The organism is Peribacillus sp. NPDC006672 (genome assembly GCF_050274955.1).
Taxonomy (GTDB): Bacteria; Bacillota; Bacilli; order Bacillales; family DSM-1321; genus Peribacillus.
This window is the reverse complement of sequence record NZ_JBNNOR010000020.1, coordinates 34117-48216: the sequence shown is the minus strand read 5'-3', so window position 1 is coordinate 48216 and position 14100 is coordinate 34117. Positions and strand designations below refer to the sequence as shown.

Sequence of the window (14100 nt, the reverse complement as noted above, 5' to 3'; positions counted from 1 at the left end):
AAAGGTCTAATTCTTCGATCGTCATCTCAAGAACTTTTTCTTTTTGATCTTCTTCTTTTTCAACCATGATTTCAGCATTTTGAGCTTCATCGGTTAACCCAACGAAAATATTTAAATGCTCTGTTAAAATCTTAGCTCCAAGTGCTACCGCTTCTTGCGGACCCGTACTGCCATCAGTCCAAACATCGAACGTTAACTTGTCAAAGTTAGACAACTGTCCAACACGTGTATTTTCAACTTGGAAAGATACGCGTGAAACCGGAGTGTAAAGAGCATCGATTGGAATTACACCAATTGGCTGGTCTTCTCTCTTGTTTTGAACAGCAGGAGTGTAGCCGCGGCCGCGACGTGCAGATAAACGCATACGCATATGACCGTTTTTACCAATTGTAGCAATATATAAATCCGGATTAAGAATTTCTACATCACTATCATGAGTGATATCAGCAGCCGTGATGACTCCGTCACCTTGAACGTCAATTTCCAGCGTCTTCTCTTCATCAGAGTAAATCTTAAGAGCTAGTTTTTTCACATTAAGAATGATAGATGTTACATCTTCCACGACGCCTTCAATTGTTGAGAACTCATGTAGCACTCCATCAATTTGTATAGCTGTGACAGCAGCACCTGGGAGTGAGGATAAAAGGATACGACGTAAGGAGTTACCCAATGTAGTACCATACCCACGCTCTAGTGGCTCTACGACGAATTTACCGAATTTGGTATCGTCGTTGATTTCAACCGTTTCGATTTTTGGTTTTTCTATTTCGATCATCAATAAACCCTCCTTCAAAACGTCAAAACCCCGGCAAGTAAACTAAGTCACTTAAACCGAAATTCCCCATGTATACGTTCCCGCTGTGCGCAACAACTGAAAATTAATCTTCTGTAAGAACGCAAACTCAGTATTATATCCCATTATTGACAGGAATACAAAATCTATACAGAAAAATTAAACACGGCGACGTTTTGGTGGACGGCATCCGTTATGTGGAACTGGAGTTACATCTTTAATTGCAGTTACTTCTAGGCCAGCAGCTTGAAGTGCACGAATAGCAGCCTCACGTCCAGCACCAGGTCCTTTAACTGTAACTTCAAGAGTTTTCATACCATGTTCAATTGATGTTTTAGCAGCTGTTTCAGCAGCCATTTGTGCAGCAAATGGAGTGGATTTACGAGATCCACGGAATCCTAGAGCTCCAGCACTTGACCAAGAAATAGCATTACCATGAGAGTCAGTGATCGTAACGATAGTGTTATTGAATGTTGAACGAATATGTGCAATACCAGTTTCTATATTCTTTTTCACACGACGTTTACGTGTATTAGTTTTACGTGCCATGAAAAGTAACCTCCTTTACTAATTATTTTTTCTTGTTAGCTACAGTACGACGAGGTCCTTTACGCGTACGAGCATTGTTTTTTGTATTTTGACCGCGAACAGGAAGACCACGACGGTGACGTAAACCACGGTAAGAACCGATTTCCATTAAACGTTTGATGTTTAGGGAGATTTCACGACGAAGGTCGCCTTCTACTTTAAGCTTGTCAATGATATCACGAATTTTATTCAATTCGTCTTCCGTTAAGTCACGAACGCGAGTTTCTTCAGAAACGCCTGCTTCTGCAAGAACTTTCATCGCTGTTTGTTTTCCAATACCATATATATATGTTAATGAGATAACAATACGTTTGTCACGGGGAATATCTACTCCAGCAATACGTGCCATGCTTGAGTGCACCTCCTTCTATTTAGCCTTGTTTTTGTTTATGTTTAGGGTTTTCGCAAATAACCATAACTTTACCTTTTCTGCGGATAACTTTACACTTTTCGCAGATTGGTTTGACTGATGGTCTGACTTTCATTGCTATCTAACCTCCTTATACAGATCGGAGCGTAACCGGATTATTTGAACCGGTATGTGATTCTGCCGCGAGTTAGATCATACGGGGAAAGCTCAACCGTAACTTTATCTCCAGGCAAAATGCGAATAAAGTGCATACGAATTTTACCGGATACATGAGCTAAAACAGTATGACCATTTTCTAATTCTACCTTAAACATTGCATTTGGCAAAGTCTCTTGTACTGTGCCTTCTACTTCAATTACATCATCTTTCGCCATTAAAGTGATTCTCCCTTCTCTATGCGTGAACCTATTAAAGGTACACATCTTTCCGTCAACATTACTACAGTCCAATTATCCTCATAAGTCTTACAATTCTGCATCAAGTATTCACCATTTTGTAGAACCAGGCTTTAACTGAGGACCTTTATCAGTTGGACCGAAATGAGGATTTTATGGGTCCTCATGTAAGTCTTGACCGATTCCGTGACCGACATACTCTCGAAATAGAGAAGCAATTAGTCTCGACATAGGTTTGAATAGCATGGGAGATGTTTGAAAGGCGCACGCCTGACATAGCTTCTTTCAACCCTCTATATCACGACTCTTTAGGAATCCCAATAGAGTCACTGCATTTCTTCATCAATTTTGCCGACCGGATATGTCCATGAAGATCACTTAGAAAGTAATCGCCCAATTCAGGGAATACCAAGTACAAGAACCTGATTAATAAATGTGCGAATGCTCTCGCGAAATCCATTATACCCTTTGTATTAAAGGAATGCACCAAGTTTAACTAGTAAGTTGTAAAAATGGTTTGAATTTCATAAATCAATACGAATGATTAATTTTGCAAAGCACCAAGTAACACATCAATATCTTCAAATACCTTATTAATATCTTGCTGTCCGTTAATGTTGACCAAGTATCCTTTTTCTCCGTAGAAATCAAGAAGTGGTTTGGTTTGTTTCAAATTCACATCTAAGCGATTTTGAACCGTTTCTTCATTATCATCAGCACGTTGATATAATTCTCCGCCGCAGCGGTCGCATACATCATCTTTAGCGGGAGGATTGAATACAAGATGATATGTCGCACCACATGATTTGCAAATACGACGTCCTGTCAATCTATCCATTAAGATGCTTTTATCAACATCGATATTAATGACAAAATTCATTTTTCGATCTAAATCAGTAAGAATGCTTTCAAGTGCCTCTGCCTGTGCCACAGTACGTGGAAAACCATCAAGCAAAAATCCTTTAAGGCAGTCTTCCTTGCTTAATCGTTCACGTACAATGCCAATGGTAACTTCATCAGGTACCAATTCGCCTTTGTCCATGAATGATTTTGCCTTTAGACCTAATTCTGTTCCATCTTTGATAGCTGTTCGGAACATATCTCCAGTAGAAATATGAGGGATATTATATTTTTCTACGATTTGTTCAGCTTGAGTGCCCTTACCAGCACCAGGCAGACCCATTAACACTAGATTCAATTTTCTTCCCCCTCAAACTCTATAATGGGTAAAGGGAACAAGGCGTTCCCAAAACTCATTACTTTATAAAGCCTTTATAGTGTCTCTTCACAAGTTGTGATTCAAGCTGTTTCATCGTATCAAGGGCAACCCCCACTACGATTAGCAAACTAGTACCACCAATCTGTGCAGATTGAGGTAAATCAGCAATCTTAATGAAAAATACCGGTAAAACGGCAATGATGGCTAAGAATATAGAGCCTACAAACGTCAAACGGTATAAAACACGTGTTAAATATTCTTGTGTACTCTTCCCTGGTCGAATCCCCGGCACATAGCCACCTTGCTTTTTCAGATTCTCAGCCATTTGTTCAGGGTTAACCTGAATGAATGCATAAAAATACGCAAAAGCAATAATAAGAGCAACATATATAACCATTCCAATAGGATGGGTATATGTTAGGTTTTCTGTAATCCAGGTAGTCACGCTGTTCTTTCCAAAGAAAGAAGCGATTGTAGTAGGAGTAATAAGAAATGCCATTGCAAAGATTACCGGAATAACCCCTGCAGCATTTACTTTCAATGGTAAATGTGTAGACTGGCCACCCATTTGTGTACGACCTACCGCAGCACGTTTGGCATACTGAATAGGAATTTTACGTAATGCCTGCTGAATGAAGATGACAGCAACCACGATTGCTAATACTGCTAAAACAATGAGGATAATCGTTATGATTCGTAGGAATAATTGATCTCCCGCATTTTCGAATTGTTGGGCGTATATCTGATTTGCCGTTGTTGGCAAACTAGCTACGATACCAGCAAAGATTATGATGGAAATCCCATTACCCACACCCTTAGCAGTGATCAGCTCCCCTAACCACAAAAGAAAAGCTGTTCCTGCCGTTAAGACAGTGGCAATAAGCAAGTATGTTGCAATTCCAGGATTTTCAATCAACTGGCCACCTGACATATTATTAAACCCATAAGACATGCCCAAAGCTTGGATAAATCCTAGGATAATAGTGAAGTAACGAGTGAATTGAGCTAATTTACGACGCCCTGCTTCCCCTTGTTTAGACCATTCAGTGAACTTAGGTACAACATCCATCTGTAATAGTTGAACGATGATAGATGCCGTGATATATGGCATGATACCCATCGCTAATATGGAAAAGTTTTGTAGTGCACCGCCGCCAAAGGTATTTAAAAGACCTATGACGCTCAGCTGGTCCTGTTCAGCGAGAAAACCGGCATTCACATGCGGTACAGGTATAAATGTACCGATGCGATAGACGATTAACATTAGAAGGGTAAAAATAATCTTATTCCTTATTTCACCCACGCGCATAAAATTGGAGATCGTGCGAAACATTAGATCACCTCTGTATTACCGCCAGCAGCTTCGATAGCTTCTTTAGCAGTAGAAGAGAATTTGTGAGCTTTAACAGTAAGCTTTTTCTCAATGCTTCCTTTTGCAAGAATCTTGATTCCTGCTTTTTCTTTACTTACAACTCCAGTCTCAAGTAAAAGAGCTGGTGTTACTTCAGTACCGTCTTCGAAAAGATTTAACGTATCAAGATTCACGATAGCATAGTCTTTACGGTTGATGTTGGTAAATCCACGTTTAGGTAAACGTCTGAATAGAGGAGTTTGTCCCCCTTCAAATCCAAGACGCACACCGCCGCCGGAGCGAGCGTTTTGTCCTTTATGTCCTTTACCTGCTGTTTTACCGTTACCAGATCCAATACCGCGACCTTTACGTTTACGTTCTTTACGAGAACCTTCTGCAGCTTTTAACTCATGAAGTTTCATGTTGGCACCTCCTTGTTAAGTTAAAAATTATTTTATTGTTCTTTTACAGTAACAAGATGAGCAACTTTGGTAATCATACCGCGAATCGCAGGGTTATCTTCATGAATAACCGTTTGATGCATTTTGCGTAAACCCAAAGTGTTAACTGTAACACGTTGATCTTCAGGACGACCAATCAAGCTGCGAGTGAGGGTAATTTCTAATTTATTAGCCATAATTCGATTTCCCTCCTTATCCTAACAGTTCTTGTACTGATTTTCCACGTAACTTAGCTACGTCTTCAGCACGTTTCAATTGCTTCAATCCTTCAATTGTTGCGCGAACCATATTAATAGGTGTATTAGTACCTAGTGATTTAGACAAGATATCGCTAACTCCGCCTAATTCTAGTACTGCACGAACAGGACCACCAGCAATTACTCCTGTACCTTCAGAAGCTGGTTTCAATAGAATGTGACCTGCGCCATAGCGACCGTTCACAAGGTGAGGAATTGTAGTTCCAACCATTGGTACAGTAATTAGATTTTTCTTAGCGTCCTCAATAGCTTTACGGATAGCATCCGGAACTTCTTGAGCCTTACCAGTACCAAATCCAACATGACCATTTTTATCACCAACAACAACTAGTGCAGTGAAACGGAAACGACGTCCGCCTTTAACAACTTTAGCTACACGATTTACTGTAACTACGCGTTCTTCAAGTTCTAATTTATTAGGATCAATGCTACGCATCTGTTATGTCCCTCCTTATCCATTAAAATTCTAAGCCGTTTTCACGAGCAGCGTCAGCCAATGCTTTTACACGACCATGGAAGAGGTAACCACCGCGGTCAAATACCACAGCTTTGAAACCTTTTTCAACAGCACGTTTCGCAATAAGTTCGCCAACTTTTTGAGCTGCTTCAGCATTGCTACTAGCTTCGATACTGATCTCTTTATCAAGAGTTGAAGCACTTGCTAATGTTACGCCTTGTGCATCGTCAATTAATTGTGCGTAAATGTGTTTGTTTGAACGAAACACATTTAAACGAGGACGAGCTTCTGTTCCAGAAAGCTTAGCACGTACACGCGCATGTCTTTTCTGACGAGTAGCATTTTTATCAAGCTTCGTAATCATTTACGTCACTCCTTTCGTTTACTTATGCGGCATTACTTACCAGTTTTACCTTCTTTACGACGAACGAATTCGCCTTCGTAACGAATCCCTTTACCTTTATACGGTTCAGGTGGGCGAACATCACGGATATTAGCTGCTAGAGCTCCTACACGTTCTTTGCTTGCACCTTTGATGATTACTTTTGTATTAGAAGGAACTTCGACTTCAACGCCAGTTTCTGGCTCTATTTCTACAGGGTGGGAATATCCTACGTTAAGGACAAGCTTAGTACCTTGCTTTTGTGCACGGTACCCAACCCCAATAAGTTCAAGTGATTTTTCAAATCCTTTAGATACACCTTCAACCATGTTAGAGATAAGTGCGCGAGTAGTTCCGTGTAAAGAACGGTGAGCCTTCTCGTCAGACGGACGTGTAACAGTTAACACGTTCTCTTCAACAACGATTGTAAGGTCAGGACTGAATGATCTAGTTAATTCACCTTTAGGACCTTTAACAGTTACTTCACTTCCGTTAACAGTAACTGTTACGCCTGTAGGGATTTCAATAGGTTTTTTACCTATACGAGACATATTGTGCACCTCCATTCTTGTGAAAATGTATTACCAAACGTATGCTAAAACTTCTCCGCCAGCTTGTTTAGAGCGAGCTTCCTTGTCTGTTAAAACTCCTTGAGAAGTAGAAACAATTGCGATACCTAAACCGTTTAGAACGCGTGGTACCTCTCCAGTTTTTGCATATACACGCAAACCAGGTTTGCTGATACGTTTTAGACCAGTGATAACACGTTCGTTGTTTGCACCGTATTTTAAGAAGATACGGATGATACCTTGTTTGTTGTCTTCGATTAATTCAAAGTCACGTACGAAGCCTTCACGCTTTAAGATCTCAGCAATTTCCTTTTTGATCTTTGAAGCAGGAACTTCTAGTTTTTCGTGACGAACCATATTCGCATTACGGATGCGAGTAAGCATATCTGCAATAGGATCTGTCATGACCATTATATTTTACCTCCTTCCCAAACTCGGGTTTTACCAGCTAGCTTTTTTAACGCCAGGAATTTGTCCTTTATATGCAAGTTCGCGGAAACAAATACGACAAAGTTTAAATTTACGTAATACAGAATGTGGACGTCCGCAACGTTCGCAACGTGTATATTCTTGTACTTTAAACTTTTGTTCGCGTTTTTGCTTTACGATCATAGACTTTTTAGCCACGATTTCGCCTCCCTTTATTTAGAGATTACTTTTGGAACGGCATTCCAACTTGAGTAAGTAGTTCACGAGCTTCTTCGTCAGTGTTGGCAGTCGTTACGATAACGATATCCATACCACGAACTTTGCTCACTTTATCGTAATCAATCTCAGGGAAGATAAGTTGTTCTTTAACACCTAATGTATAGTTCCCACGTCCGTCAAAGGCTTTCTTTGAAACGCCGCGGAAATCACGTACACGTGGTAAAGATACAGATACTAGCTTATCAAGGAATTGATACATACGTTCTCCACGTAATGTAACCTTCGCTCCGATAGGCATACCTTCACGCAAACGGAAGCCTGCGATTGATTTTTTAGCTTTTGTTATAACTGGTTTTTGACCAGTGATCAATGTAAGTTCTTCAACAGCTGTATCTAAAGCTTTTGAGTTAGATACTGCGTCACCCACACCCATGTTAATAACGATTTTTTCAATGTTTGGTACTTGCATTACTGATTGATAGTTGAATTTACCCATCAATGACGGTGTAATTTCACTTTTGAATTTTTCTTTAAGGCGGCTCATTGCTTAGTATACCTCCCTTCATTTATGACTTATTTATCTAAAGATTCACCTGATATTTTAGCTACGCGTACTTTTTTACCATTTTCGATCTTATATCCAACACGAGTCGGTTTACCTGATTTAGGATCAAGTGGCATTACATTGGATACGTGAATAGCAGCTTCTCTGCTGATAATTCCACCTTGTGGATTAATTTGAGATGGCTTGGAATGCTTTTTCACGATGTTAATTCCTTCAACAAGCACACGATTTTGTTTCGGATATGCTTCAAGAATTGTTCCTTGTTTGCCTTTGTCCTTACCAGAGATGACTACGACTTTGTCACCTTTTTTAACATGCATTAGCTTGGCACCTCCTTGAAAGGCTTTATACAATTTTTACACATTATAGAACTTCTGGAGCTAGAGAAACGATCTTCATGAAACTATTGTCACGTAATTCACGAGCAACAGGTCCAAAAATACGAGTTCCACGTGGGCTCTTATCGTCACGGATAATTACACATGCGTTTTCATCAAAACGAATGTAAGAACCGTCAGGACGACGCATACCACGTTTTGTACGGACAACAACAGCCTTAACGACTTCACCTTTTTTAACAACGCCTCCTGGTGTTGCCTGTTTAACTGTACAAACGATGACATCACCAATGTTTGCAGTTTTACGGCCAGAACCACCTAGGACTTTAATTGTTAGTACTTCACGAGCACCTGAATTGTCAGCGACTTTTAAACGAGATTCTTGTTGAATCATGTACGGTACCTCCCTTCGGAATTAGCTTAATCCGAACTATATTAAATGATTACTGCTTTTTCTACTACTTCTACAAGACGGAAGCGTTTTGTAGCTGAAAGTGGACGAGTTTCCATGATACGTACTACGTCGCCTGCTTTAGCTTCATTTAGCTCGTCATGAGCTTTTAACTTTTTAGAGTATTTCACGCGTTTACCGTATAAAGAATGCTTTTTATAGGTTTCTACAACAACTGTTACTGTCTTATCCATTTTATCGGATACTACGCGGCCAGTGTAGATTTTGCGTTGGTTGCGTTCGCTCATTCTGCAAACCTCCATTCATTATCGATTAGTGACACCGATCTCTCTTTGACGAACAACTGTTTTCATACGAGCAATCGATTTGCGAACTTCACGGATGCGAGCTGTATTTTCAAGTTGTCCAGTAGCTAACTGGAAACGAAGATTAAATAGTTCTTCTTTAAGAGATTTTAGTTTTTGTTCAATTTCAGCAGTGGTTAGATCTTTGATTTCATTAGCTTTCATTTGTTTCACCACCAATTTCCTCTCTTTTTACAAACTTGCATTTGATTGGAAGTTTGTGTGCTGCAAGGCGCAATGCTTCTCTTGCCACCTCTTCAGATACACCAGAGATTTCAAACAATACTTTGCCCGGTTTAACTACTGCTACCCAACCTTCAGGAGCACCTTTACCGGAACCCATCCGAACTTCAAGCGGCTTAGCTGTGTAAGGTTTGCTTGGGAAAATTTTGATCCAAACTTTTCCTCCACGTTTCATATAACGAGTCATCGCAATACGAGCTGCTTCGATTTGGCGGTTAGTGATCCAGGAAGCTTCTTGAGCTTGAAGTCCAAATTCTCCAAAATGAACTTCAGTGCCGCCCTTAGCCATCCCTCTCATCTTACCGCGATGTTCACGACGGTATTTTACGCGTTTTGGCAATAACATATTATTTTCCTCCTTCCTCAGATTTCTTCTTAGTAGGAAGAACTTCTCCACGGTAGATCCAAACTTTCACGCCTAGCTTACCGTAAGTAGTATCTGCTTCAGCATGAGCATAATCTATGTCAGCACGAAGTGTGTGAAGTGGAACTGTTCCTTCGCTGTAATGTTCAGCACGAGCAATATCAGCACCGCCAAGACGACCAGAAACTTGAGTTTTGATTCCTTGTGCACCAGAACGCATAGTGCGTTGGATAGCTTGCTTTTGAGCACGACGGAATGAAACACGGTTTTCTAATTGACGAGCGATGTTTTCAGCAACCAATTTTGCGTCAAGATCTGCTCTTTTAATTTCAATGATATTGATATGAACTCTTTTGCCAGTTAACTGGTTCAAAGCCTTACGAAGTGCTTCAACTTCAGTACCGCCCTTACCGATAACCATTCCTGGTTTAGCAGTGTGAACAGATACATTGATACGGTTAGCTGCACGTTCGATTTCAACTTTGGATACAGAAGCATCACTTAAACGTTTCGCGATATACTCACGAACTTTAATGTCTTCGTGCAAAAGAACTGCGTAGTCTTTATCAGCGTACCATTTGGATTCCCAATCACGGATGATCCCGATACGCAAACCGACTGGATTTACCTTTTGACCCACAGATTACCCCTCCTTCTTTTCTGATACAACGATTGTAATATGACTAGTACGTTTGTTTATTGCACTCGCACGACCTTGAGCGCGAGGACGGAAACGTTTTAATGTTGGTCCTTCGTTAACGTATGCCTCTGAAACGACTAGGTTATTAATATCCATTTCGTAGTTGTGTTCTGCATTTGCGATAGCAGATTTCAGAATTTTTTCTACGACTGGAGAAGCAGATTTTGGTGTTAAGCGAAGAATCGCTACTGCTTCACCTACTTGTTTTCCTCGAATTAAATCTGCGACTAAACGCACTTTACGAGGAGCAATACGAACTGTTCTAGCGACAGCTTTTGCTTGCATGAGATGCCCTCCTCTCATTAACGTCTTGTTTTCTTGTCATCACTTGCGTGACCTTTATAAGTGCGTGTAGGCGCGAATTCGCCTAGTTTGTGACCTACCATATCTTCTGTTACATAAACCGGCACATGCTTACGACCGTCATAAACAGCGATTGTATGTCCGATGAATTGCGGGAAGATTGTTGAGCGACGAGACCAAGTTTTTACTACCTGTTTCTTGTCAGCTTCATTTAACTTTTCAACTTTTACCAATAAATGATCATCAACAAAAGGCCCTTTTTTTAAGCTACGACCCATGCGAGTACCTCCCTTCGTGACTGTTCTACGGTTCTATATATGAACCGTAGGTCAATCCCGTTATTTTTTACGACGACGTACGATAAATTTATCGGATTTATTTTTCTTCTTACGAGTTTTGAATCCAAGAGTTGGTTTACCCCATGGAGACATTGGTGATTTACGTCCGATTGGAGCTTTACCTTCACCACCACCGTGCGGGTGATCATTCGGGTTCATTACTGATCCACGAACTGTTGGGCGTTTACCTAACCAACGGTTACGGCCAGCTTTACCAATGTTGATAAGTTCATGTTGTTCATTACCAACTTGACCGATTGTAGCACGGCAAGTAGCAAGAATCATACGAACCTCACCTGAGTTTAAACGTACAAGTACATAACGACCTTCTTTACCAAGTACTTGAGCAGATGTTCCTGCTGAACGGACTAATTGTCCACCTTTTCCTGGTTTAAGTTCGATGTTATGAATTACTGTACCAACTGGGATGTTAATAAGAGGAAGTGCGTTACCCACTTTAATGTCAGCTTCTGGACCTGACATGATTTCCAAACCTACTTCTAGGTTTTTTGGAGCTAGGATATAACGTTTTTCTCCATCAACGTAATTAATTAATGCAATGTTTGCAGAACGATTTGGATCGTACTCAATAGTAGCAACGCGTCCTGGTATACCATCTTTATTCCGTTTGAAATCGATGATACGGTATTGACGCTTGTGGCCGCCACCTTGATGACGAACTGTTAACTTACCTTGGTTATTACGGCCGCCTTTGCTGTGTAAAGGAGCAAGTAATGATTTTTCCGGTTTGTCTGTAGTGATCTCAGCAAAATCGGAAGTTGTCATATTACGTCGACCGTTAGAGGTAGGTTTATACTTCTTAATCGCCATTTGTATTTCCCTCCTTCTCTAATGAATTAAGCCTCGAATAGCTCGATTTCTTTGCTGTCAGCAGTTAATTTAACAATTGCTTTACGGCGCTTGTTAGTATAGCCTGCGTGTTTGCCCATACGTTTGAATTTACCTTTGTAGTTCATGATGTTTACTTTCTCAACTTTAACGCCGAAAATTTCTTGAACAGCATCTTTAACTTGAGTTTTGTTAGCTCTAACATCAACTTCAAAAGTATATTTTTTTTCAGCCATTATGTCTGAAGAGCGTTCAGTGATTACGGGGCGCTTAATGATATCGCGTGCATCCATTATGCAAGCACCTCCTCTACTTTTTCGACAGCTGATTTAGTCAAGATCAATTTGTTGTGTGATACAACATCAAGAACATTAAGACCAACAGCTTCAACTACAGTAACACCAGGGATGTTACGTGCAGAAAGAGCAACTTTCTCATCTAACCCGTCAGTAACGATCAACGTTTTAGTATCAACAGAAAGGTTTTTAAGTACTGCTACAAATTCTTTTGTTTTTGGAGCTTCGAAAGACAAGCTTTCAAGTACCAAAATGTTCTCTTCCAATGCCTTTGCAGACAATGCAGATTTAATAGCTAAACGACGTACCTTTTTAGGTAGCTTGTAAGCGTAAGATCTTGGAGTTGGTCCAAAAACAACGCCACCGCCACGCCATTGTGGAGAACGGATAGAACCTTGACGCGCACGTCCAGTTCCTTTTTGTTTCCAAGGTTTACGTCCACCGCCTGCAACTTCAGAACGGTTTTTAACTTTATGAGTTCCTTGACGTAAGGAAGCTCGTTGCATAATGATTGCTTCAAATAATACATGATTATTAGGTTCGATTCCAAAGATGGATTCATTTAGTTCGATGTCGCCAACTTGTGAACCTGTTTGGTTGAACAATGTAACTTTTGGCATTCTATTGCTCCTCCTTTCTCAGAAATTACTTTGCTTTAACAGCAGTTTTAACTTTGATCAATGCTTTTCTAGCACCAGGTACATTACCTTTGATCAATAGTAGGTTACGTTCAACATCAACTTTAACGATAGCTAAGTTTTGAACAGTAATTTGTTCCCCACCCATACGTCCTGGTAATAATTTACCTTTGAATACGCGGTTTGGAGCTACAGGACCCATTGAACCTGGGCGACGGTGGTAACGAGAACCATGAGTCATCGGTCCGCGAGATTGTCCGTGACGTTTGATAGCGCCTTGGAAACCTTTACCTTTTGAAATTCCTGATACATCTACTAAATCGCCTTCTGCGAAAATACTAACATTGACTTCTTGACCGATCTCATATTCAGTAAGATCCGTTCCGCGGAATTCGCGAATGAAGCGCTTAGGAGTAGTATTTGCTTTTTCAACATGTCCCTTTTCAGGTTTGTTAGAAAGCTTTTCACGTTTGTTTTCAAAACCAACTTGAACTGCTTCATACCCATCAGTTTCAACAGTTTTCTTTTGAAGAACCACGTTATTAGCAGCCTCGATAACTGTTACAGGGATAAGTTCGCCGTTTTCAGCAAAAACTTGAGTCATACCGATTTTTCTTCCTAAGATTCCTTTGGTCATAAGTCACACCTCCTAGAGTAATTGTTCATATTTATATGAATTATAATTTGATTTCAATGTCAACGCCTGATGGTAAATCTAAACGCATCAATGAATCAACTGTTTGTGGAGTTGGATTTACGATGTCGATTAGACGTTTATGCGTACGCATTTCGAATTGTTCACGAGAATCTTTGTATTTATGAACCGCACGAAGGATCGTGTATACCGATCTTTCAGTAGGTAATGGAATTGGACCAGATACAGCCGCACCAGAACGTTTTGCAGTTTCAACAATTTTCTCAGCAGATTGATCAAGAATTCTGTGATCATATGCTTTTAAACGGATACGAATTTTTTGTTTTGCCATAATTTTCCCTCCTTTTCGCCTATTTTGAAATAGACCTTCTCAATGGAAATTTCCCACACACTCGCCATGGCAAAGCGGCCGGGTGTGTCAGCAACCTTCCATATCATCGCAGTCAAAGACCAACATTGTCTATTATACATAATGCACAAGTAGAATGCAAGTTAAACTTAGACTTTCTTGTGCAACACACTTTTATTATTATACATACTATCTCAAGTATTTTCAAGTACATTC

The 14100-nt window shown here is 40.3% G+C and carries 27 protein-coding genes and 2 pseudogenes (1 of these 29 only partly in view); all 29 read right to left on the bottom strand.

Annotated features, from left to right (window positions below; all coding sequences use genetic code 11):
- Positions 1-775 (bottom strand): annotated as a pseudogene (locus tag ACQKKK_RS22895) (DNA-directed RNA polymerase subunit alpha); its annotated part reaches 14 nt to the left of the window's first position; the annotation flags it as partial.
- Between the two features lie 177 nt (positions 776-952).
- Positions 953-1342 carry a 30S ribosomal protein S11 gene (gene rpsK, locus ACQKKK_RS22890; protein ID WP_028390438.1) on the bottom strand — a complete coding sequence of 130 codons (390 nt, stop codon included), beginning with the start codon at positions 1340-1342 and terminating at the stop codon, positions 953-955.
- Between the two features lie 22 nt (positions 1343-1364).
- The gene (gene rpsM / locus ACQKKK_RS22885) at positions 1365-1730 is read right to left on the bottom strand and encodes a 30S ribosomal protein S13 (RefSeq protein WP_057915228.1); all 366 of its coding nucleotides are present in this window, start codon (positions 1728-1730) and stop codon (positions 1365-1367) included.
- 22 nt (positions 1731-1752) lie between these two features.
- Positions 1753-1866 (bottom strand): 50S ribosomal protein L36, encoded by a 114-nt coding sequence (gene rpmJ / locus ACQKKK_RS22880; protein ID WP_003156543.1) that lies wholly within the window; start codon positions 1864-1866, stop codon positions 1753-1755.
- Positions 1867-1906: 40 nt separating this feature from the next.
- Entirely contained in the window at positions 1907-2125 is a 219-nt protein-coding gene (gene infA, locus ACQKKK_RS22875; protein ID WP_028390440.1) for a translation initiation factor IF-1, read from the bottom strand.
- 42 nt (positions 2126-2167) lie between these two features.
- Positions 2168-2619: pseudogene (locus tag ACQKKK_RS22870) on the bottom strand (M24 family metallopeptidase); the annotation flags it as partial.
- A 71-nt stretch (positions 2620-2690) separates the two neighbouring features.
- Positions 2691-3344, bottom strand: coding sequence for an adenylate kinase (locus ACQKKK_RS22865; RefSeq protein WP_427619335.1), 654 nt, complete (start codon positions 3342-3344; stop codon positions 2691-2693).
- 58 nt (positions 3345-3402) lie between these two features.
- Positions 3403-4698 (bottom strand): preprotein translocase subunit SecY, encoded by a 1296-nt coding sequence (gene secY / locus ACQKKK_RS22860; RefSeq protein WP_427619333.1) that lies wholly within the window; start codon positions 4696-4698, stop codon positions 3403-3405.
- Positions 4698-5138 (bottom strand): 50S ribosomal protein L15, encoded by a 441-nt coding sequence (gene rplO, locus ACQKKK_RS22855; RefSeq protein WP_034304982.1) that lies wholly within the window; start codon positions 5136-5138, stop codon positions 4698-4700. The genes secY and rplO overlap by 1 nt, the downstream gene beginning before the upstream one ends.
- A 32-nt stretch (positions 5139-5170) precedes the next feature.
- Entirely contained in the window at positions 5171-5353 is a 183-nt protein-coding gene (gene rpmD, locus ACQKKK_RS22850) for a 50S ribosomal protein L30 (protein ID WP_057915223.1), read from the bottom strand.
- 16 nt (positions 5354-5369) lie between these two features.
- The gene (rpsE, locus tag ACQKKK_RS22845) at positions 5370-5870 is read right to left on the bottom strand and encodes a 30S ribosomal protein S5 (protein ID WP_034304987.1); all 501 of its coding nucleotides are present in this window, start codon (positions 5868-5870) and stop codon (positions 5370-5372) included.
- A gap of 22 nt (positions 5871-5892) precedes the next feature.
- Positions 5893-6255, bottom strand: a complete 363-nt coding sequence (gene rplR / locus ACQKKK_RS22840) for a 50S ribosomal protein L18 (RefSeq protein WP_061440390.1) — start codon at positions 6253-6255, stop codon at positions 5893-5895.
- A gap of 32 nt (positions 6256-6287) precedes the next feature.
- Positions 6288-6824 carry a 50S ribosomal protein L6 gene (gene rplF / locus ACQKKK_RS22835; RefSeq protein WP_427619330.1) on the bottom strand — a complete coding sequence of 179 codons (537 nt, stop codon included), beginning with the start codon at positions 6822-6824 and terminating at the stop codon, positions 6288-6290.
- Positions 6825-6854: 30 nt separating this feature from the next.
- Positions 6855-7253 carry a 30S ribosomal protein S8 gene (gene rpsH, locus ACQKKK_RS22830; protein WP_427619328.1) on the bottom strand — a complete coding sequence of 133 codons (399 nt, stop codon included), beginning with the start codon at positions 7251-7253 and terminating at the stop codon, positions 6855-6857.
- A 30-nt stretch (positions 7254-7283) separates the two neighbouring features.
- Positions 7284-7469, bottom strand: a complete 186-nt coding sequence (locus tag ACQKKK_RS22825) for a type Z 30S ribosomal protein S14 (protein WP_034304998.1) — start codon at positions 7467-7469, stop codon at positions 7284-7286.
- A gap of 25 nt (positions 7470-7494) precedes the next feature.
- Positions 7495-8034 (bottom strand): 50S ribosomal protein L5, encoded by a 540-nt coding sequence (rplE, locus tag ACQKKK_RS22820; protein ID WP_427619327.1) that lies wholly within the window; start codon positions 8032-8034, stop codon positions 7495-7497.
- Positions 8035-8063: 29 nt separating this feature from the next.
- On the bottom strand, positions 8064-8375 hold the full coding sequence (gene rplX / locus ACQKKK_RS22815) for a 50S ribosomal protein L24 (protein ID WP_061440387.1): 312 nt from the start codon (positions 8373-8375) through the stop codon (positions 8064-8066).
- Positions 8376-8418: 43 nt separating this feature from the next.
- Positions 8419-8787: a 50S ribosomal protein L14 gene (rplN, locus tag ACQKKK_RS22810; protein WP_061440386.1), complete on the bottom strand. Its 369-nt coding sequence runs from the start codon at positions 8785-8787 to the stop codon at positions 8419-8421.
- Positions 8788-8828: 41 nt separating this feature from the next.
- Positions 8829-9092: a 30S ribosomal protein S17 gene (rpsQ, locus tag ACQKKK_RS22805; RefSeq protein ID WP_034305007.1), complete on the bottom strand. Its 264-nt coding sequence runs from the start codon at positions 9090-9092 to the stop codon at positions 8829-8831.
- Between the two features lie 18 nt (positions 9093-9110).
- Positions 9111-9314, bottom strand: coding sequence for a 50S ribosomal protein L29 (gene rpmC / locus ACQKKK_RS22800; protein ID WP_034305010.1), 204 nt, complete (start codon positions 9312-9314; stop codon positions 9111-9113).
- Positions 9304-9738 carry a 50S ribosomal protein L16 gene (gene rplP, locus ACQKKK_RS22795; RefSeq protein WP_053349061.1) on the bottom strand — a complete coding sequence of 145 codons (435 nt, stop codon included), beginning with the start codon at positions 9736-9738 and terminating at the stop codon, positions 9304-9306. The genes rpmC and rplP overlap by 11 nt, the downstream gene beginning before the upstream one ends.
- A 1-nt stretch (position 9739) precedes the next feature.
- Positions 9740-10396 carry a 30S ribosomal protein S3 gene (gene rpsC, locus ACQKKK_RS22790; protein ID WP_427619325.1) on the bottom strand — a complete coding sequence of 219 codons (657 nt, stop codon included), beginning with the start codon at positions 10394-10396 and terminating at the stop codon, positions 9740-9742.
- A gap of 3 nt (positions 10397-10399) precedes the next feature.
- Positions 10400-10741 carry a 50S ribosomal protein L22 gene (gene rplV / locus ACQKKK_RS22785; RefSeq protein WP_061440384.1) on the bottom strand — a complete coding sequence of 114 codons (342 nt, stop codon included), beginning with the start codon at positions 10739-10741 and terminating at the stop codon, positions 10400-10402.
- Between the two features lie 17 nt (positions 10742-10758).
- A complete protein-coding gene (rpsS, locus tag ACQKKK_RS22780; RefSeq protein WP_034305018.1) occupies positions 10759-11037 on the bottom strand; it encodes a 30S ribosomal protein S19 in 279 nt (92 codons plus the stop codon).
- A 60-nt stretch (positions 11038-11097) separates the two neighbouring features.
- Positions 11098-11928 carry a 50S ribosomal protein L2 gene (rplB, locus tag ACQKKK_RS22775; RefSeq protein WP_061440383.1) on the bottom strand — a complete coding sequence of 277 codons (831 nt, stop codon included), beginning with the start codon at positions 11926-11928 and terminating at the stop codon, positions 11098-11100.
- A 26-nt stretch (positions 11929-11954) separates the two neighbouring features.
- Complete coding sequence (gene rplW, locus ACQKKK_RS22770; protein WP_034305023.1) at positions 11955-12239, bottom strand: 50S ribosomal protein L23; 285 nt, start codon at positions 12237-12239, stop codon at positions 11955-11957.
- On the bottom strand, positions 12239-12862 hold the full coding sequence (rplD, locus tag ACQKKK_RS22765; RefSeq protein WP_061141104.1) for a 50S ribosomal protein L4: 624 nt from the start codon (positions 12860-12862) through the stop codon (positions 12239-12241). Before rplD ends, rplW begins: the two co-directional genes overlap by 1 nt.
- A 25-nt stretch (positions 12863-12887) precedes the next feature.
- A complete protein-coding gene (gene rplC, locus ACQKKK_RS22760) occupies positions 12888-13517 on the bottom strand; it encodes a 50S ribosomal protein L3 (protein ID WP_061440382.1) in 630 nt (209 codons plus the stop codon).
- Positions 13518-13557: 40 nt separating this feature from the next.
- Entirely contained in the window at positions 13558-13866 is a 309-nt protein-coding gene (gene rpsJ, locus ACQKKK_RS22755) for a 30S ribosomal protein S10 (RefSeq protein ID WP_019244375.1), read from the bottom strand.
- Positions 13867-14100: the final 234 nt, after the last annotated feature.